Annotated in this window: 17 protein-coding genes; 10 read left to right on the plus strand and 7 right to left on the minus strand. The window is 74.2% G+C overall.

Annotated features, from left to right (window positions below; all coding sequences use genetic code 11):
* Positions 1–26: 26 nt before the first annotated feature.
* Positions 27–1370, minus strand: coding sequence for a PQQ-binding-like beta-propeller repeat protein (locus ACZ6TB_RS30745; protein WP_465559866.1), 1344 nt, complete (start codon positions 1368–1370; stop codon positions 27–29).
* A 101-nt stretch (positions 1371–1471) separates the two neighbouring features.
* Here ACZ6TB_RS30745 and ACZ6TB_RS30750 point away from each other — a divergent pair, with 101 nt between their 5' ends.
* From ACZ6TB_RS30750 to ACZ6TB_RS30770, 5 genes are all read left to right on the plus strand, one after another.
* Positions 1472–3658, plus strand: a complete 2187-nt coding sequence (locus ACZ6TB_RS30750) for an eCIS core domain-containing protein (protein ID WP_465559869.1) — start codon at positions 1472–1474, stop codon at positions 3656–3658.
* Positions 3658–6231: a hypothetical protein gene (locus tag ACZ6TB_RS30755; protein ID WP_465559872.1), complete on the plus strand. Its 2574-nt coding sequence runs from the start codon at positions 3658–3660 to the stop codon at positions 6229–6231. Before ACZ6TB_RS30750 ends, ACZ6TB_RS30755 begins: the two co-directional genes overlap by 1 nt.
* A 77-nt stretch (positions 6232–6308) precedes the next feature.
* Positions 6309–7751, plus strand: coding sequence for a DUF1800 domain-containing protein (locus ACZ6TB_RS30760; RefSeq protein ID WP_465559874.1), 1443 nt, complete (start codon positions 6309–6311; stop codon positions 7749–7751).
* Positions 7752–7760: 9 nt separating this feature from the next.
* Entirely contained in the window at positions 7761–8978 is a 1218-nt protein-coding gene (locus ACZ6TB_RS30765; RefSeq protein WP_465559877.1) for a DUF1501 domain-containing protein, read from the plus strand.
* Positions 8979–9088: 110 nt separating this feature from the next.
* Complete coding sequence (locus ACZ6TB_RS30770; protein WP_465559880.1) at positions 9089–11026, plus strand: MMPL family transporter; 1938 nt, start codon at positions 9089–9091, stop codon at positions 11024–11026.
* Here the strand turns inward: ACZ6TB_RS30770 and ACZ6TB_RS30775 are convergent.
* Positions 11016–11150, minus strand: a complete 135-nt coding sequence (locus ACZ6TB_RS30775; RefSeq protein ID WP_465559883.1) for a hypothetical protein — start codon at positions 11148–11150, stop codon at positions 11016–11018. The genes ACZ6TB_RS30770 and ACZ6TB_RS30775 overlap by 11 nt on opposite strands.
* Positions 11151–11186: 36 nt before the next feature.
* On the opposite strand from ACZ6TB_RS30775, the gene ACZ6TB_RS30780 reads away from it, so the two are divergent.
* The 3 genes from ACZ6TB_RS30780 to ACZ6TB_RS30790 all read left to right on the plus strand — a co-directional run bounded on the left by ACZ6TB_RS30780 (position 11187) and on the right by ACZ6TB_RS30790 (position 13296).
* Entirely contained in the window at positions 11187–11540 is a 354-nt protein-coding gene (locus tag ACZ6TB_RS30780) for a TetR-like C-terminal domain-containing protein (protein ID WP_465559885.1), read from the plus strand.
* 66 nt (positions 11541–11606) lie between these two features.
* Positions 11607–12635 (plus strand): LLM class flavin-dependent oxidoreductase, encoded by a 1029-nt coding sequence (locus ACZ6TB_RS30785; protein WP_465559888.1) that lies wholly within the window; start codon positions 11607–11609, stop codon positions 12633–12635.
* Between the two features lies 1 nt (position 12636).
* A complete protein-coding gene (locus tag ACZ6TB_RS30790) occupies positions 12637–13296 on the plus strand; it encodes an NADPH-dependent F420 reductase (protein WP_465559891.1) in 660 nt (219 codons plus the stop codon).
* 435 nt (positions 13297–13731) lie between these two features.
* Here the strand turns inward: ACZ6TB_RS30790 and ACZ6TB_RS30795 are convergent, their stop codons facing one another.
* Positions 13732–14535: a Rossmann-fold NAD(P)-binding domain-containing protein gene (locus ACZ6TB_RS30795; protein WP_465559894.1), complete on the minus strand. Its 804-nt coding sequence runs from the start codon at positions 14533–14535 to the stop codon at positions 13732–13734.
* 89 nt (positions 14536–14624) lie between these two features.
* Between ACZ6TB_RS30795 and ACZ6TB_RS30800 the strand changes: the two genes are divergently transcribed.
* A complete protein-coding gene (locus ACZ6TB_RS30800) occupies positions 14625–15146 on the plus strand; it encodes a TetR/AcrR family transcriptional regulator (RefSeq protein ID WP_465559897.1) in 522 nt (173 codons plus the stop codon).
* A gap of 13 nt (positions 15147–15159) precedes the next feature.
* Here ACZ6TB_RS30800 and ACZ6TB_RS30805 read toward each other — a convergent pair whose 3' ends face one another.
* Entirely contained in the window at positions 15160–16125 is a 966-nt protein-coding gene (locus ACZ6TB_RS30805; RefSeq protein WP_465559900.1) for an SEC-C domain-containing protein, read from the minus strand.
* Between the two features lie 155 nt (positions 16126–16280).
* Here ACZ6TB_RS30805 and ACZ6TB_RS30810 point away from each other — a divergent pair, with 155 nt between their 5' ends.
* Complete coding sequence (locus ACZ6TB_RS30810) at positions 16281–16523, plus strand: sigma factor-like helix-turn-helix DNA-binding protein (protein WP_465560099.1); 243 nt, start codon at positions 16281–16283, stop codon at positions 16521–16523.
* On the opposite strand, the gene ACZ6TB_RS30815 is transcribed toward ACZ6TB_RS30810, so the two are convergent.
* Genes ACZ6TB_RS30815 through ACZ6TB_RS30825 form a run of 3 tightly spaced genes read right to left on the minus strand, consistent with a single transcriptional unit; the run spans position 16447 to position 18708 of the window.
* Positions 16447–17085 carry a response regulator transcription factor gene (locus tag ACZ6TB_RS30815; protein WP_465559902.1) on the minus strand — a complete coding sequence of 213 codons (639 nt, stop codon included), beginning with the start codon at positions 17083–17085 and terminating at the stop codon, positions 16447–16449. The two genes, ACZ6TB_RS30810 and ACZ6TB_RS30815, sit on opposite strands and share 77 nt — an antisense overlap.
* On the minus strand, positions 17082–18212 hold the full coding sequence (locus ACZ6TB_RS30820; protein WP_465559905.1) for a sensor histidine kinase: 1131 nt from the start codon (positions 18210–18212) through the stop codon (positions 17082–17084). Before ACZ6TB_RS30820 ends, ACZ6TB_RS30815 begins: the two co-directional genes overlap by 4 nt.
* A 4-nt stretch (positions 18213–18216) precedes the next feature.
* Positions 18217–18708 carry a hypothetical protein gene (locus ACZ6TB_RS30825; protein ID WP_465559908.1) on the minus strand — a complete coding sequence of 164 codons (492 nt, stop codon included), beginning with the start codon at positions 18706–18708 and terminating at the stop codon, positions 18217–18219.
* Positions 18709–18802 lie beyond the last annotated feature (94 nt).

Here is an 18802-nt window from a genome sequence, read left to right on the forward strand (position 1 = left end):
GGCGGGCGCGCCAAGCCGATCTGCTGTCAGCAGATGTCCCGTCTGCTGTCAGCAGACGTCACCCCACCGCGACGACCGACAGCCGCCCGTTGGTCGCCTGGCACATCAGCCGGTCGCCGGTGGCCGTGCAGGTCTTGCCGGTGAGCCCGTCGATCGAGCCTTGGAGGCGGCGGCCGCCGTTCCGCGGGTCGACCTGGGAAGACCGCGGTCCGGCCCGGCGGCCGCACGGTGTCGCGCAACAGGAAGGACGGCGTGCCGGCGGTCGGGTCCCAGACCGGGTAGCCGCCGCCGAGATCCGCGATCAGGGCGCCGTCGGCGGCGTCGAGCAGGCCCTCGGCGCCGCTGCCGGCGTTCTCGACCAGCAGCCGGCCGCCGGTGACCGCGGCGGCGTGGATCCAGCCCGCGGCCCGCCACCGCCGCCGTCCCGTCGCCAGGTCGTAGCCGCTGGTGGCGGCGCCCTCGCCGAGGCAGAGCACGGCGCCGCACCGGTGCGCCTCGCGGCCGTCGGCACCGCCGTCGACGGTCCACCGGGGTCGCAGCGTTGCCAGGTCGAACGCCGCCACGGTGAGCCGGTCGGAGGCCCGTTTCAGATAGAGCGCCGTCTCGTCGAGCTCGACCGAGATCGCTGTGCTCACCGCGAGCTCCTCGCCATCCACCGGCAGCCGCCCCGCGGCGGCCCGCGCACCGTCGGCCAGCCCGATAACCTCGGCGCGGCCGTCCGCGCCCACGGTGACGAGATGCCCGGCGCCCGCGAGCCAGTAGGCCGGGTGGCCCGCGTCGTGGGTCCACAGCGGGGTGCCGTCGGCGATCCGGACCTGCCGGAACGTCTTCGGCCGACCGCCCCGCGGATCGGCCTCGACCAGCAGCGCGGTGCCCGCGTCCCGGTGGCCGACGCCGCCCGGGAGCCGCCAGCGCTCGGCGCCGGTGACCGGGTCCAGCGCATAGGTCGACGCGGTGACGGTGTCGAGCTTGCCGAGGCCCTCGGCGTCCTCCCGGTAGATCCGGGTGAGGCCGGACGGCAGCAGCAGCGCCGTCAGGTCTTCGTTGGTGGTGATGGCCTGGGGCTCGCCGAGCCGCTTCGACCAGCGCATCCGCCCGTCGGCCAGCGCGTACGCGGACAGGTCCCAGCCGTTGCTGAGCACCAGCACGGTGTCGCCGTTGATCGTGAACTGGCTGAGGTCGGTGGCGGCGATGCCCCACAGGGGACGCACCAGGTGCACGGGATCGGGCCGGGCCGAGGCGGCGACGGCCGCGAGGCCGAGGGCCGTGAGCACCGCCAGCGACACGCGCGCCAGGCGGCGGGTATTGACCGGCGGCTCGGGCGCCTGCGCTGGGCCGGCCGTGACGTCGCCAAGGTCAATGGCGCTCACGCTTTCAGCGTAGACCGGTCGCGACCGGCCGGAACTCGGCCGAGCAGTCGGGCATGGGACAGGCTCGGCCCGGGGGTGCGCGGGGCATCCACACTGGGCTGATGCTGGGCGAGCGGGAGGGCCCCGAGCGCGAGGCCGTGGCGCCGGAGGGCGCACCGCCTTCGACGCGCGCGGCCCACGGTCCGCCGGGGCCGGCGCTGCTGGCGGGCGGCAACCGCGCGGTCTCGAGGCTGCTCACGGGCGTGAGCGGTCCGGACGACGCGGCCGAGCGGGCGGCCGCCCGGTTCGCCGCGAGCGGCGCGTCGCTCGCCCCGCTGCTCGGAGGCGTCCGGGTGCACACCGGCGCCGACCTGAGCCACCTCGGCGCCGACGCGGTCACCCGGGGCAGCGACATCTACTTCGCGCCTGGCGCCTACCGGCCCGACACCCCGGACGGCGCGCGGCTGCTCGCCCACGAGGTCGCCCACACCCGGCAGGACCCGTCGGTGGCGTACCGGTCGGGCGAGGCGGTGGCGGTCAGCTTCCGGATCGAGGCGGCCGAGCCGGAGGTGTTCCTGTTCCCGGGCACCGCCACCCGCGAGCAGCTGTCGACCACGCTCTACGGCACGCCCGACCGGGCCGGGGACGTCACGTTCGTGCCGACCCGGGAGGGCTCGAGCGTGGATGGGATCGTCGCCCAGGGCGCCCGGCCGCGTACGCCCGCGGGCCTGGTCCCCGCCGCGCTGGAGTCCCTGCGCTGGGCCCTCGACACCGCCCTCAAGACCGACGTCGAGCGCACGATCGCCCTGCTCAGCGAGCGCTCGGTGTCCGGCGGACCGCTGGCCGAGCTCACCCTGCGCTGGTCGCAGCGCTCCGACGTGACCACCGCGGGCGGCGGCAGCTACTTCGACGCGTACCTGCGGGCGCTGAAGCACCGCACGCTGAGCCAGCCGCACTGGTACACGCTCGGCCAGACCGAGACCGAGAAGACCGCGCTGGAGTGGCTGCTGGACGAGGCCGGCGGGGCGAAGGAGCAGATCCAGAAGGCGATCGAGCTGCGGTCGGCCGAGTTCAAGGGCACGGTCGGCTACACCGTCACCGATCAGCGGCCCGAGTTCCGCACCGGCGATCTGATCGGCCGCTTCTACGGCAGCGACGGCGGCACCACCCCGGTCCGGGTGCTGCAGGCGATCGCCGACGACTCGACCGAGGAGGGCTGCGCCCGGCTCGTGCAGCACCAGATCACCGGCAAGGCCAGCTCGTCGGGGCTGGGCGCGGGCGTGGTCGTCCGATCCCCCGCCGGCGGCTTCACCGGCTACCTGGTCGACTTCGCGCTGCTCGACGCCGGCTCGCACCACCCGTTCGAGGACGAGGCCGGCCACTACTTCTGGTACTACCCGGGCACCCGGCCGGTCTTCGAGCACCAGATGTGGGACGCGGCCAGCCGCCGGCAGTTCCAGGGCAGCGTGCGCGGGCAGAACCAGGACTGGCGCGAAGACCTGATCGCGATGGAGGGCGCCGCCACCAAGATCCGGGCGACCGCCACCGGCGCGCTGCTCCCGCCGGACTTCCTGCAGGCCTGGCAGGCGGCCGACCGGGCGATGATCGAGGTGAGCGACCGGCTGTCGGCGAAGGGGCAGATCGACGCGGCGGCGGCCGCCCCGCCGGTGCGGGCCTTCCTCGCCCGGGCCCGGGCGCAGGTGCAGGGCCTCGACGAGACGAAGACGGTCACCGGCAACCCGCGCTTCACCGGCGGCGGCTACACGTACGTCACGAACGCGTACATGACGGCCGAGCGGCACGACCAGATCGTGAAGCGGCTGACGGCGGCGACCTCGATCGCCGACTGGCGGGCGATGCTCACCGACTACCACGGCGTCGCGGCGGCGATGGACGAGTACGTGGCGATGCGGCTGCGGGCGTTCGGCGGGCCGGCCGGCGCCGAGCAGGCCCGCCAGCTCCAGTACGCCGGGGCCGCCGCCCGCGAGCTGGACAACCTCGCCGTCGACCACCCGGAGGGCAAGAAGATCCGGGCCACATTCTTCCCCCGCGACACCCTGACCGCGCAGGACGCCGGGCTCGCGCCGGCCGACGCGGTCGGGGTCGACCTGCTGTTCTACGTCCACCGCGACACCGACGGCACGTGGCACCTGACCGACCTGACCACCCCGAAGCAGGCCAAGGTCACCGAGGCCGGCGGCGGCGACGCGAAGAACCCGCCGTGGCTGCTGTTCGAGAAGCTCAACACCGCCCTGCGCTTCCCGCACGGCGCCTCTACTGGGAGATGCCGGACGGCACGATCCGGCTGATGACCACCACGGCGCCGATCCCGTGGTCGGCCTGGGTCAAGGCGGCCGGCATGACGCTCGGCTTCCTCGCGATGGCGGTGGCCAGCGGCGGCGCCAGCGTCCCGGGCACCCTGCTGATCGTCGCCTCGACCGCCGCGAACATCGTCGGCACCGGCATGGATCTGGCCGACAAGGCCGACGCCGGGGTGCTCACCTCGGTCGACGTGACGGTCGGCGTCATCGACATCATCACCGGGCTGGCGCAGGCCGGCTCGGCGGTCAGCGGCCACATCGTCGCGGCCGCGGCCAAGGCCCGCACCGCCTCGGCGCTGGCCCAGAAGCTCGACGGGTACGTCTACCGGCAGCTGGTCGGCGTGGGCCTGTTCGGGCAGGCGGCGTCGTTCGTGGTGACCACCAAGGACATCCTCGACCAGTACGACAAGGCCAAGGCCGAGGCCGACTCGACCAACAGCGACCTGGCCCTGCGGCGGCTCGTGACGCACCTGCTGATGTCCGGGACCATGCTGGTGATGAGCGGCAAGAGCGACCTCGAGACGATCGCGCGGGGGCGGGTGCTGCGGCTGGGTGACTTCCAGGGAGCGGGCGTACGCGAACCGGGCGCGACCGCGCGGGCGGAACTGGACTCCGCCCACGACGCCTGGGTCGCCGAGATGAAGCAGGCGGGCATGCGCGGGGCGGCCGGTCCGCGGTCCGGGCCGCCGCTGGAGCCGGGGCTGGTCGGCGTCTACGACAGCCCGCAGGCGGCCTATCACGCGTACGAGAAGACGCTGAGCCGCCCGGGCGAGGCCGAGGTCGGCGTGTTCCGCAACCCGCAGGGCGAGTACGTCGTCATGATCGGCAAGGCCACCCGGGTGGATCCGCCCGACGGCGGCGGCCCGTGGCAGGCGGTCGTGCACTACCACAGCACGCCGACCAACGCCCTGGCCATGCGTAACCCGGCGGCCGCCGACGTCGAGGGCGCGCTCAAGGCGGCCCGCGGCTCGGGGCGGCCGGTCACCGAGTTCGTCGAGGCCGCCCTGCCCGGCGGCGGGCGCACGGTGACGTCGTACACGGCGCACCCCGACGGCCACATCGTCATCGAGTACACCCGGCCCAACGGCGAGAAGAAGACCTCGACGTACGCGGACGTGCACGCCTACGAGGCCGAGGTGAGCTCCCGCGACGTCATGGTCGACCCGAACAGCCAGCAGTATCGCGAGCTGCGGGAGGACATCGACAAGCTCTACAGCGGCGAGGGCGGAGGAGCGGCCGGCGGCCGTACGGCGCTCGGCGGCACCTGGCGCAGCCGGCTCGACGCGGTGGCGGGCAAGGCCGCGCGCGCCGATCTGGAGGCCGCGTTCACCCGCAGCGGCGCCGACCTCGAGGCGCTGCTCGCGGCGACGAACAGCGAGGCCCGGGTGGCGGCCCTGGCGAACCGGCTCGGCGCGGACCGGCTGGCCGAGCTGACCGCGCACGTCGGCGTGGCCGGCCTGGAGCGGATCACCCGCGGCATGAGCCCGGCCGCGTCCGGGCCGTTCGCCACCCAGCCGAAGGACCACATCCGCTGGGCCTCGGCCCACGGGATCCCGGCCGAGGGCCGCGAGCTGCTCGCGCTCAAGCCGTCGACGCTGGACGTGCTGGCGCACGCGGACGCCAAGCTCTCCCCGCAACTGGTGTGGGAGCTGTCGAACGGCACCCGGGCCGCCCCGGCCGGCCGGCTCGACAAGGTGGCCGGCGCGCTCACCGCGCCCGAGGTGGGACGGCTGCGCGACAACTTCGGGGCCGAGGGCTTCCACCAGGTGATCCGCACCGAGGACCGGATGGACAACCTGCAGCGCATGGCCTCCCGCCTGGACGCGACGAACGCGCCCGAGCTGGCGACCACGGCGCCGCTGGCCTCCGGCGCGACCGTGCTCGACTCCAACCTGCTCATCCCGATCCAGGACCTGCGGGCCGGCGCCCCCTGGGTGCCGCCCGCCGGCACCCCGGGCCTGTCACAGGCCGACCGGACCCGGCTGACCGCGCTCGGCGCCCGGTTCGGCGTCTCGTTCACCGGCCCGCACGGCGCGCCCACCCCGGTGGAGCTCGAACAGCTGATGACCGCGACCGGCAACCGCGTGTCGGCGGTGACGATCGCCGAGACCCGCTCGGTGCCCGGCCATTCCCGCGGCACCGGCATGGAAGTGAACCGGGCCGACCCCGCCTACGAGGCGGCGCTGCGGGAGATGGAGCAGCCGGGCACGAACCGGATCACGAACCCGAAGGGGGCCAAGCCGACCATCGCCACCCAGCCCGCCTACGAGGTGGGCGAGGGCGTCGGCGGCATGGACCGCATCGCGATCGGCGACGTGCTGTTCGCCCAGCGCGAGCCGGGCGCGACGATGCCGGTGTACCACAGCGCCGACGAGGGCGTGGTGACGGCGCTGCTGATCCGCTACGGGGAACCGAGCAGCTACAAGGACGTGCCGCTGAACACCCCGAAGGGCACCCCGCCGGCCAGCGCGCCGGCCCGCTTCCAGGCCGCCAACCCGAACGGCTTCGTGATCACGATCGGCGGGCGCCAGGCGCGGGTGGTCTGGCTCCCGAAGAAATAGAACGCGCGTCGGGAGCAGGTTTGTTGCGGGCGGCGGCGAAACCCGCATGATCGGGCGCCGCCGCCGATGGTCGGGGCGTGACAGCCGCCGACCTCCTGCCCCCGGACCCCCTGCTGCATCTGCTGCGGCGGGCCACCTACGGCCCGACGTCGGCCGCCATCGCCGAGATCCGCCGGCTCGGCGTGCCGGCGTGGCTGGACGCGCAGCTCGACCCCGCGTCGCTCGACGACACCGTCGCCGACGGGGTGGTGGCGCGGTTCCCGTGGTGCGCGGCGAGCATCCCGGCGATCCGGGCCGCGGTCGCGGCCAAGACGCTGAAGCAGTACGACTGGACGCCGATGTGGCAGCTCAGCTTCGCCACCCCGGCCCGGGCGATCTGGAGCCGCCGGCAACTGCTCGAGGTGATGACCGAGTTCTGGTCGAACCACCTCAACGTGACCTGCCCATCCGGCGACTTCTGGGACAGCCGCACCGACTACGACGCGGCGGTGATCCGCAAGTACGCGCTCGGCAGCTTTGCCGACCTGCTCAAGGCCTCGGCCCGGCACCCGGCGATGCTGACCTACCTCGACAACCGGTCGTCGACCAAGGCCGCGCCCAACGAGAACTACGGGCGGGAGCTGCTCGAACTGCACACGGTCGGCCTCACGTACGCCGAACCGGATGTGAAGAATGCCGCCCGGCTGCTCACCGGCCTGACCGTCGACCACGCCACCGGCGCCTACCGGTACGACCCGGCCGCGCACGCCGTCGGCCCGGTCACCGTCCTCGGCTTCACCCACGCCAACGCGACCACGACCGGCGGCGAACAGGCCGCGCTCGCCCTGCTCGACTACCTCGCCGTGCACCCCGCCACCGCCCGCCGGATCGTCACCAAGCTCTGCGTCCGGTTCGTCGCCGACGACCCGCCGGCCGGCCTGATCACCAGCCTCGTCAAGGTCTACCTGGACAACCGGTCGGCGATCGCGCCCGTGCTGCGCGCCCTGTTCACGTCGGCCGAGTTCGCCGCCTCGATCGGGGCCAAGACCCGCACCCCGTACGAGGACATCGTCGCCACGCTGCGCACGCTCGACTACGGCCCCGAGCCGTCCGGCACCAAGGCGATCGAGTCGCTCTACTGGACCTGCTCGAACGCCGGTCAGGCCCCGCTGGCCTGGGCCCCGCCCAACGGCTACCCCGACGTCGCCTCGGCCTGGGCCTCGCCGTCGGGGCAGCTGGTGCGCTGGAACGCCCACCTCAACGTCGGCGCCGGCTACTGGCCGACCACGCTGGTGCGGCCGGCCTCCCTGGTCACCGCCTTCTCCGGGAGCACGACGCCGGCGACGTACGGCGCCCTGATCGATGCCGTCTCCACCCGGCTGCTTCAGACCACCCTGCCGGGACCGCAGCGGGAAGCGCTCGCCGGGTTCTTCGGCAAGACGCCGGCCAGCCCGGTCAAGGCCAAGGACCCGGCGATCGACTGGATGTTCCCGTACCTGATGACGATGCTGCTCAACTCCCCGACGTTCGCTCTCCGATAAGGACGATCCGTGACCGACATCCTGTGCAAGCGCCGGACCCTGCTCGCCGGCGCCGCCGCCGGCCTGACCGCCACGATGCTCGACACCCGCTTCGCCTTCGCCGCCGACCCGACCGGCAGCCGCGACGTCTTCGTGCTGCTCTCACTGCGCGGCGGCTTCGACGGGCTGTCGGCGATCGTGCCCGCCGCCGACCCGAACTACTACGCGTTGCGCCCCACCATCGGCGTGCCGCAGTCGCAGCTGTTCGGCGGCGACGGGTTCTTCGGCCTGCACCCCGCGCTCGCGCCGCTGCTGCCGCACTGGCAGGCCGGCACCTTCGCCGCCGTGCACGCCGCCGGCCAGCCCACCCCCAACCGGTCGCACTTCGCCGCGATGGAGGAGCTGGAACGGGCCGCGCCCGGCACCACGATCCGCACCGGCTGGCTCGACCGCGTGCTCGGCGGCTTCGGCTCGCCCGGCGGCTTCGGCGGCGTCTCGATCGGCAGCCCGCTGCCCGCCCGGGTGCTCGCCGGCGCCGCCCCGCACCTCGGCGTCAGCTCGATCGACGGCTTCAAGCTCGACGGCGACGTGGACGGCCGGCCGCTCGCGGCCACGATGGCCGCCATGTACCAGGGCGCCCCCGACGCGCTGGCCACCACCACGACCCAGATGCTCGGCGCGCTCGGCGCGGCCAAGAAGCTGCAGGCCACCGGCTACACGCCGGCCGCCACCTACCCGGCCACCGACCTCGGCAACGCCCTCAAGGACGTGGCCCGGCTGGTCAAGGCCAACGTCGGGCTGCGCACGGCGACGCTCGACTGCGGCGACTGGGACATGCACGAGGACCTCGGCCCGGCGGTCACGGGCAAGCGCTACTACGACAACCTGAGCGCCCTCGCCACGGCGCTGGCCGCGTTCGCCGCCGACCTCGGCCCCGACGGCATGCGCCGGGTCACCCTCGTCACGATCAGCGAGTTCGGCCGGCGGGCCGGGCAGAACGGCTCCGGCGGCCTCGACCACGGCTACGGCAACGCGATGCTGCTGCTGGGCGGAAACGTCAGGGGCGGCAAGGTGTACGGCCGATGGCCCGGCCTCGCCCCCACGCAGCTGCTCGACGGCGACCTCGCCGTCACGACCGACTACCGAGCCGTGATCGCCGAGGTCCTGCGCGTGCGCTGCGGCCTGACCAGCACGTCGTCGGTCTTCCCCGGCGTGCCGACCAGTTCCCTGGGCCTCGTCTCGGCGTAGCCGTTTCCACCCTCGCTTCCACCCATGGTTGGTACTGCCCCGGGCGGAACGCGCCGAGTATCGGCGGCGGCGTCGCGGAACGGCCGCGACCGGGGGAAGGGAAGTGCGCCGTGGCGGCGATACTCGCTCGGGTCGGGGCCTTCTGCGCCCATCGGCGGTGGGTCGTGGTGGGGGCCTGGGTGGTCGTGCTGGTGGCCGCCGCCGGGCTGGCGATGCGGTTCGCCGAGCCGCTCGACACGCACCTGACCGTCTCGGGGCTGCAGTCGACCGAGACGCTCGATCAGGTGGACCGGGAGTTCGGCGGGGGCGCGGACGGCGGCAAGGTGGTCTTCGCCGCGCCGGCCGGGCGGACGCTCGCCGGCTATCGGGCGCAGGTGGCGGCGCTCGGCGAGCACCCGACGCTGTCGCCGGACGGCCGGATCGGCTACGTCAGCGTCGCCACGGCGCCGGAGCAGGCGATCGACCGGGCGCGGGCGGCGGGGCTGACGGTCGAGGAGTCGTCGGAGCTGGCGCCGCCGCCGGGTGGGGGCAGCTCGCCGGGGATCGGCCTGCTCATCGCGCTGGTCGTGCTGCTGGTGACGTTCGGGTCGCTGACCGCGGCGGGGCTGCCGCTGCTGACCGCGGTGCTGGGGCTGGCGGTCTCGCTCGAGGCGCTGCACGCGGTGACGGCGCTGGTGCCGGTCAACTCGGTCGCGCCCACCCTGGCCATCCTGCTGGGGCTGGCGGTCGGGATCGACTACGCGTTGTTCCTCATCGACCGGCATCGGCGGCAACTTCGAGAGAGCGATCTGGACGTACGCGCGTCCCTCGCCCTCGCGACCGGAACGGCCGGGTCGGCGGTGTTCTTCGCGGCCCTCACCGTGATCATCGCGCTGGCCGGGCTGGCGGTCGCCCGGGTCGGCTTCCTCACCCAGATGGGGCTGGCGGCGGCGGGCGCGGTGCTGGTCGCGATGCTGATGGCGCTCACGCTCACCCCGGCGCTGCTGAGCCTGGCCGGCCGGCGGGTGACCGGTCGCGCGTTCTTGTCGCGCTTCTCGTTCTCGAGGCGCTGGGCCGCTGCGATCGTGCGGCACCGGGCGGTGGCGGTCGTGCTGTCGGTGCTGCTGCTCGGGGCGCTGTCGATTCCGGTGCTGAGCATGCGGCTGGGACTGCCCGACGACGGGACCGATCCGTCCACGGCGACGGACCGCCGGGCGTACGACCTGATCGCCCAAGGTTTTGGTCCGGGAGCGAACGGTCCGCTCCTGGTGCTGGCGCCGGCCGGAACCGCGCTCGACCCGGTGCCCGGCGTGGCCCGGGTCCTGCCGCCGCAGATCCACGGCGCCGACGCGCTGTTCACCGTCATCCCGGCGAGCGGGCCCTCGGATGCGGCCACCGCCACGCTCGTCACGCGGCTGCGGGAACAGCCGGGCGTGAAGGTGACCGGGCAGACCGCGGTGGCCATCGACATCTCCGACCACCTGGCCGGGGCGCTGCCGCTCTACCTCGCGCTGGTGGCCGGCTTCGCGTTCCTGCTGCTGCTGATCGTCTTCCGGTCGGTCCTGATCCCGCTCAAGGCCGTGCTCAGCTTCCTGCTCAGCCTGGGTGCGGCGCTGGGCTGCACGGTCGCGGTGTTCCAGTGGGGATGGCTGGGCGTGGCCGATCCGCCGGGGCCGCTGCTGAGCTTCCTGCCGACGATCGTGATCGGTGTCCTCTTCGGGCTGTCGATGGACTACGAGATGTTCCTGGTCTCGGGCATGCACGAGGAGCATCGGCGCGGGGCCCTCGATCCGGTCGTGTCCGGTTTCGGCCGCGGCGCCAAGGTGGTCACCGCGGCCGCGCTCATCATGATCGGCGTCTTCGGCGGCGGCGTGGCGGGCGGCGACCCGGTGACCCGGCCGATCGCGTTCGCGCTGGCGGCGGGGGTGCTGGTGGACGCGTTCGTGGTGCGGCTGGTGCTGGTGCCGGCGGCGATCTCGCTCTTCGGCCGGGCCGCGTGGTGGCTGCCGCGCCGCCTGGACCGGGTCGTGCCGGCGGTGGACGTGGAGGGCGCGGCGCTCAGCTCCTGACCGGCGCCTTCGCGGAGGCCGCCACCACGACGGCCGCCGCGACCAGGAGACAGACGGTGAGACCCAGCGCCAGCCCGGCCGGCTGGCGCAGGGTCCACTGCGGGATCTTGCGCTGCGGCACCACGACGGCTTCCGCCGCCTCGGCGACGCCCTGGCCGCCGTGCCCGCCACCGACGACCCGCTGGCCGACGTGATCGCGCTCGGCCTGGCCTACCGGGCGGCCGCGCTGGCCAGCCCCCACCTTTACGGGCTGATGTTCGGCCGGATCGCCCCCGGCTTCACGCCGGCCGACGCGGACCGGGCCGCCGCCGACCTGACCTACCGGCCCCTGGTCGAGGGCGTCGCCCGCTGTCAGGCCGCCGGCGTCTTCGCCTCCGGTGACGAGGAGCGGGTCGCCCTGCACCTGTGGGCCGTGGCGCACGGCATGGTGTCGCTCGAGCTCAACAACCAGACCGGCGGCGACGACACGTACCTCGAGGCCCTCGGGTATGCCGGCGTGCCCTTCCTGGCATAAACGCCGGGCCTTCCTTGTTTGACGTGGCAATCGTATGATTGACGTGTCAATTACAGGAGGACAGTCATGATTGATCTCGTGCTCGGTCTCGACACCTTCGGCGACGTGCCGGTCGGCGACTCCGGGGCCCCGATCTCCCAGGCCGCCGCGATCCGGCAGGTCGTGGACGAGGCCGTGCTCGCCGACGAGCTCGGCGTCGACGTGATCGCCCTCGGCGAGCACCACCGCCCCGAGTACTCGATCTCCACCCCGGAGACGGTGCTGGCCGGCATCGCCACCCGCACCAAGCGCATCCGGCTCGCGTCCGGCGTGACGGTGCTGAGCTCCGACGATCCGGTACGCGTCTTCCAGCGCTTCGCCACCGTCGACGCCCTGTCGAACGGCCGCGCCGAGACCATCCTCGGCCGCGGATCGTTCACCGAGTCGTTCCCGCTGTTCGGCTACGACCTGGCCGACTACGACACGCTGTTCGAGGAGAAGCTCGACCTGTTCGTGAAGCTGCTCGACGAGAAGCCGGTCACCTGGACCGGCACGATGCGGCCCGCGCTCGAGAACGCCGACGTGTTCCCGAAGACCGAGAACGGCCTGAGCACGTGGGTCGGCGTCGGCGGCTCCCCGCAGTCGGTGGTCCGCACCGCCCGGTACGGCCTGCCGCTCATGCTCGCGATCATCGGCGGCTCGCCCGACCGGTTCGCCCCCTACCTCGACCTGTACCGGCGCGCCGCCGACCAGCTCGGCACCGTCGCGCACCCGGTCGGCATGCACTCGCCCGGCTTCGTCGCCGACACCGACGAGGAGGCCCGGGAGCTGTTCTACCCGGCGTACAAGGTGATCCGGGACCGGATCGGCGCGCTGCGCGGCTGGCCGCCGCTGCGCCGCGCGGAGTTCGACGCCGAGGTGGCGCACGGCTCCCTCTACATCGGCTCGCCCGAGACGGTGGCCCGTAAGATCGCCGGGGCCGTCCAGACGCTCGGCGTCGGCCGCTTCGACCTCATCTACACCGCCGGCGCCCAGCCGGTGAGCGCCCGCACCCGGGCGGTCGAGCTGTTCGGCGCCAAGGTGGCGCCGATGGTCCGCGACATCCTGGAGGGTTGAGTTGACCACCACGATCGGCATTCTCGGCGCCGGCAAGGTCGGTACCGTGCTGGCCCGGCTCGCCGTGGCGGCGGGCTACCGCGTGCTCGTCGCCGGCCCGGGCGCGCCCTCGAAGATCTCCCTGATCGTGGAGATCCTCGCGCCCGGCGCCACCGCCGTGACCGCGGCCGAGGCGGCCGGTGAGGCCGACATCGTGGTGCTGGCGCTGCCGCTGGGCAAGTACCGCAGCATCCCGGTCGAGGCGCTGCGCGGCAAGCTCGTGGCCGACGCCATGAACTACTGGTGGGAGGTCGACGGCGTCCGCGACGACCTCACCGACCCGCGCACGACCTCCAGCGAGATCGTGCAGGAGTTCCTGCCCGGCTCCCGGGTCGTGAAGGCCTTCAACCACATGGGCTACCACGACCTGGAGGAGGGCGCCCGCCCGGCCGGCGCGGCCGGGCGGCGGGCCATCGCCATCGCCGGCGACGACCCCTCCGACGTGGCCGCGGTCGCCGCCTTCGTCGACGCGCTGGGCTTCGACCCGGTGGTTGCCGGCCCGCTGGCCGAGGGCGTGCGCATGCAGCCCGGCACCGAGCTGTTCGGCGCCAACACCGACGCTGCCGAGGTGCGCGCGATGCTCGACCGCTACCCGGCGACCGAGCCCGGCCGGGCCGGCTGACCTACTGCTGCGGCGCACTCGCGAGGCTCGGGTCGGCAGCCCGGAGCGTGCGAGCATCGCGGTACGCCGGCGGAGTCGCCGAGCCGGCCGAAGCGGCGCGGGCCGAGGTCGCAGTTCGCAGTTCGCAGTTCGCAGTTCGCAGTTCGCCGAGACAAGCTCGATGGTGGCGAGATCGGAATCGCCGGGCAGCGGCGTCAACCCGGCGGCGCAAGAGAACCGCTCGGCCGGCTCGGCCGCGGCGCGGGCGCGGAACCAGGGGAACGTCTCGTCATCCGATCGGAAGCCGGCGACGCGCCCGCTCGTGGTCTCGGTGCGCCCGATCCAGCACGGATCGACCGATACGGATGACGACAACGCCGATGACCTCGCCGCGACTCTGAGGAAAGCCAGTCTCCTCACGGGCGGCGCCTCTGTCCCCGGAATGCCGGGAACGGGTCAGGGCCGGATGTTCTCCAGGTCTTCGAGCAGGCTCGGATGCACCGGCTTCCAGCCGAGGACGTCGCGCGTGTGGGCGCTCGACGCGGGCTGGTCGGCGGCGAAGATCGGGCCGAGCGGGCCGTACGTCTCGGCCGGCACCGGCTCGACCGGCAGGCCCAGGCGGCGGCCGATGACGGCGGCGATGTCGCGCACGGCGTCGCCCTCGTCGGCCACCGCGTGCCAGGACGTGCCGGCCGGCGCCTGCTCCAGGGCCAGCCGGAAGAGGACGGCGGCGTCCCGGGCGTGGACGGCGGGCCAGCGCTGGGTGCCGTCGCCGGGGTAACCGGAGACGCCGCTGCGGCGGGCGATCCGGGTCAGCAGGCCGGCGAAGCCGCCGTCGCCGTGGTGGTGGACCGTGCGGGGCATGCGGACGGCCGAGCTGCGGACGCCGCGGGAGGCGAGCGCCAGGGCGCCGTTGACGGCCCGGCCGCGGCCGCCGACCGGCCCGTCGGTGGGGGCGGGGTCGTCCTCGGTCGAGGGGCGGCCGGGCACCCACGGCGTGCCGGCGACAGTGACGAACGGGCGGCCGGTGCCGATCAGGGTCTCGCCGAGGGCGGCGATGGCGGCGCTCTCCTCGGCGACCGACCGGGCGAGGGCCTCGGGGCTGCTGAAGTCGTTGCCGAAGGCCAGGTGGATCACGCCGTCGGCGTTGGCCGCGGCGGCGCGCAGGACGTCGAGGTCGGCGAGGCCGCCGCGGACGGGGGTGGCGCCGGCCGCCGTCGCGGCCGCCGCGGAGGCGTCGGAGCGGGCCAGCGCCCGCACGGTGTGGCCGTGGCTGAGCAGCTCGGCGACGACCGCGGAGCCGATCAGGCCGGTGCCGCTGGGAACCCGGCGCGCGCGAACGGCTGGTCGTGGCCGCCGTCAAGCTGTTCACCGAGCAGGGGTACGACGCCACGACCGTCGCGCAGATCGCCGAGCGGGCCGGGGTCACCAAGAGCACGTTCTTCCGGCACTTCCCCGACAAGCGCGAGCTGCTGGTCGCGGGGCAGGAGACGCTGAGCCGGCTGCTGGCCGAGGGGATCGCCGAGGCGCCGCCGGGCGCGACCCCGCTCGAGGCGGTGGCGGCCGGTCTCGAGCGGGCGTCGAGCGCGATGGGTCCGGTGAACCGCGAGCTCGGGCCCCGGCTCAAGGCGGCGGTGGCGGCCAGCGCCGAGCTGCGGGAGCGGGACGCGCTCAAGAGCGTCGGCATGGCGGCGGCGATGACGAGCGCGCTGGCCGGGCGGGGCGTGCCGGACGCGACCGCGGCGCTGGCGGCCGAGCTGGGGCTGCTCGCGTTCAAGCGGGGTTACGCGGCGTGGACCGAGGGCGATCTCGCGCCCTGTGCGCTGGCGGCCCTGGACGAGCTGCGGGCCGCCAGCGTCACACTGGGCTGAGGTCAGGCGCAGATCAGCGCGACCGCGGCAGGCAGCACTTCTTGTACTTGAGGCCGGAGCCGCACCAGCAGGAGCCGTTGCGCTCCGGCGGCCACGGGATCCGGTCGGCGCCGGTGGCCACGCGCTGCACGTAACCGGAGCGGGTCTTCGGATCGGTGGGGTCGCCGTCGGCGCCGGCGAAGCCGGTCAGCCCGTCGACCGAGCCGCGGTACATGGCCCGGCTGGAGCGGACCAGCTCGGTCTCCAGGCGGGCGCGGTGCTCGTCCCAGTTCTCGCCGTACTCGCTGCTCAGCGAGGGCCACTGGGCGAGCAGGCGATCGAACTCGGGCCGCGGCCAGAACAGCAGGTCGCCGGCGGGCGCGGCGGCGGGGGCGGCCAGCCGGGTCTCGAGGCGCTCGGCCAGGTTGTCGTGGGTGTCGTGCTGCAGGCCGAGCGCGTGACGAAGGCGGTGCCGCTGCTGGAGCAGGAAGAACAGCAACCCGGCGTCCTCGGCGGAGGCCGGATCGGTTCCGCCGCGTTCGGCGACCGTTTCCCGTACGGCCTCGGTCAGCCACTCCTCGGCGACCCGGTTACGCCCACCGGCCGCCAGGGCGGCGCTGACGTACGCCGCCGCGTCCGGGTAGCGGGTCAGGGCCGGGCGCAGCGGCTCGAGCTCGGCCATCGCCTCGTCCCCGCGGCCGGCCCGGAACAGGATGCGGGCCCGCAGCGCGTGGGCGGCCCCGGCCTGGCTGTCGTCGCGCTCGGCGTAGGCGGCGACGGCCCGGTCGGCGTAGCGGAGCGCGGCATCGAGCTTGGCCCGGCTCTCGGCGATCTCGGCGGCGAGGGCGAGCGCGTAACCGGCGTCATCCGGGTCGGCGAGCCGCCCGGCGTCGGCGGCGTCGGCCAGGTCGGCGGCGACGCCGAGCGGGTCGGCCGCGCCCAGGGCGGAGCGCCGGATCTCGGCGAGGTCGGCACTGGTCAACTCAGTCTTCAACGGCACGTCGTCAACGTACTGCGGCGGCGCCGCCCGGGTGTGTTGATCTGCGTCACGCAAGATGATGACGCGACTACCCCGCAGGTGCGCACTGGAGTGGGGGCCGGCCGATGACCAGAGTGCCAAGGATGCCGACCACACACGCCGCCCCGCCCCTGGAGATGCTGCGCAACCTCCCGGCCCGCCATCGGGAGATCATCGTCGCGACGTACTTCGGCGGCCGGACGGTCGGCGAGGCGGCGGAGCTGCTGGGCATGGAGAAAGCCGAGGCCAGGAAGCGGTTGTACGAGGCGATGCGCGGCCTCTCCGGCATGCTGGCGACCGGCCTCACGCGGAGCGACCCGACGCTATCGCCGCCGCGTGGGCCCGGTCGCGGGCGCCGAGCTTGGCGAAGATGGAGTTGACGTAGCTCTTCACGGTGGCGACGCTCAGGAACAGGTCGGCGGCGATCCGGGCGTTGTTGTGGCCGAGCGTGATGGCCTCGAGCACGTCGGCCTCGCGTGCGGTCAGCGCCGGGAACCGTTCGCGCAGGCCGGGGCGGGGCGCCGCGTCGGTGAAGCCTTGCACGAGCCGCTCGGCGATCTCCTTGGCGAACGTGGCCTGCCCGGAGGCGACCGAGCGGACGGCGGCGGCGAGCTCGGCCCGGCCGGCGTCCTTGGTCAGGTAGCCGCGGGCGCCGGCGCGCAGGGCCCCGGCCAGGGACTCGTCGTCGGCGTAGGTGGTCAGCACCAGCACCGCCGTCCCGGGCGCCGAGGCGGCGATCTTGGCGGTGGCGCCGGCGCCGTCGAGCCGGGGCATGCGCAGGTCCATGAGAACGACGTCCGGACGCAGCTCGAGCGTCAGCCGTACCGCCTCCTCGCCGTCGGCCGCCGCCCCGACGACCTCGACCCCGTCCGCCAGCTCCAGCAGGGTGACGAGACCATCGCGTACGGTCGCCTGATCGTCCGCGACAAGGACCCGGATCATGCCGCGAGCTCCCCCGGAAGCCGCAGCACCACCTCGAAGGGTGGTCCCTCCCGCACCGTCATCGTGCCGCCCGCCTCGGCCACCCGCTCGCGCATCCCGGCCAGGCCGTGGCCGCCGCCGGGCGAGACGCCGGCCGGGCGGGAACCGGCGGGAGTGGCGGCGGTGATCGTCAGCATGTCGTCGTCCCAGTCCAGATCGAGCGTGGTCGGCGCGCCCGGCGCGTGCCGGCGGGCGTTGGTCAGCAGTTCCTGCACGGCCCGGCGGACGGCGGTGCGGCCCGCGGCGGCCAGCGTGCCCCGGTCGGCGTCGCCGCGCACGGCCACCTGACCGCCGATCGACCGGTGCGTCTCGGCCAGCGCGGCCACCACCCGCGAGAGCGGCTCGTCCGGCTCGTGCAGGGCGCTGACCGCCTGCTTGGCCTCGTTGAGGCCGGAGACGGCGAGCTTGCGGGCCGACTGCACCCGGTCGCGGGCCTCGCCGGCGCGGCCGGACTCGAGCAGCGCGTCGACCGCCTCGAGCTGGATCACCAGGCCGCCGAGCGAGTGGGCGAGCACGTCGTGCAGGTCGCGGGCGATGCGGGACCGTTCGGTGAGGGCGGCGACCTGGGCGCGCTCCTGCTCGACGGCGACGCGTTCCTCGAGCAGGGCCAGCGACTGGGCCTCGGAGACCCGGTACTGCCGGCGGCTGAGCCCACCCAGCGCGCAGATGAGCAGCAGCGACACGACGCTGAGCGCGGCGCCGCGGTCGGCGGGGTCGATCAGCAGGCCGAGGCCGATCAGGGCCAGCGATCCGGCGCAGGCGGCGACGACGACGCGGACCGGGATGGCGGGCGTGCCGGTGACGATCAGGATGCCGATGACGGCGGGGACGAACGCGACCGCGTGGGTCGCCGCCCCGGCGAGCGAGCCCCCGGCGATCATGCCGAGGGCCAGGGCTGCTCTCGGGCGTACCCACGTCTCGGGAAGGAGGATCTCCACCACCCAGAGTGACCAGGCCGCCCAGGCCGCCACCATCATCGGCGCCGGCACGTCGCCCAGGGACCGCTGCGTCAGGTCGATCGCCACGAAGACGAGGCCGATCAGGTTGAGCACCACGGTCCAGGCGCGACGTGTCGGAGTGAGGAACACGGATCTATCTTCCGGCCATCGCGAGCGTTCGGCGGGGCTGGCGCGCCGAGACGACCACCGCGCTGGCGGCCCGGTTGAGCGCGAGCACCAGCAGGATCGAGCCGGTCGAGACGGCGAGATCGGAACCCATCCGGTGGCCGGCCACGTCGAGCGCGATGCGGACCGCGATGAGGCCGCCCCAGATGGCGATGCCGAGCCAGCCGGTGCGGCTCTCCATGAAGCGCGGATCGGTGGGCGAGGGCCGGAACCGGGCGATGCGGCCCATCAGCGTGCCGGAGATCAGCGCGAACACGGCGGAGAGGCCGAGGATCACGACGTCGACCGGGTGGATGGCCACGGTCTGCCGGGCCAGCGAGAGAACGCCTGCGGCGCCGAGGATCAGCGGCAGCTTCCACATCCGGGCGGGATCGACCGGGCGCCAGCGGAGCTGCTTGGAGCAGATGTACGCGATGACGAGGAGGCCGATGAGAAGCTCGGTGGCGTTGCTCGAAGTCATGACCAAAGGATCGGCTCGACCGCTTCCGGCCGGTACCAACCACGGGTGGTAATGCGGGTGGTGCCCGGTGCTTGCCCTGAGGGAAACTTTCACC

The organism is Actinoplanes sp. NPDC051537 (assembly GCF_055586105.1).

Excerpts from the sequence above, each read along its gene's own strand:
- ACZ6TB_RS30750 (WP_465559869.1), top strand. The coding sequence starts at position 1,472 with ATGCTGGGCGAGCGGGAGGGCCCCGAGCGCGAGGCCGTGGCGCCGGAG.
- ACZ6TB_RS30755 (WP_465559872.1), top strand. The coding sequence starts at position 3,658 with ATGACCACCACGGCGCCGATCCCGTGGTCGGCCTGGGTCAAGGCGGCC.
- ACZ6TB_RS30785 (WP_465559888.1), top strand. The coding sequence starts at position 11,607 with ATGATTGATCTCGTGCTCGGTCTCGACACCTTCGGCGACGTGCCGGTC.
- ACZ6TB_RS30810 (WP_465560099.1), top strand. The coding sequence starts at position 16,281 with ATGCTGCGCAACCTCCCGGCCCGCCATCGGGAGATCATCGTCGCGACG.
- ACZ6TB_RS30815 (WP_465559902.1), bottom strand. The coding sequence starts at position 17,085 with ATGATCCGGGTCCTTGTCGCGGACGATCAGGCGACCGTACGCGATGGT.
- ACZ6TB_RS30825 (WP_465559908.1), bottom strand. The coding sequence starts at position 18,708 with ATGACTTCGAGCAACGCCACCGAGCTTCTCATCGGCCTCCTCGTCATC.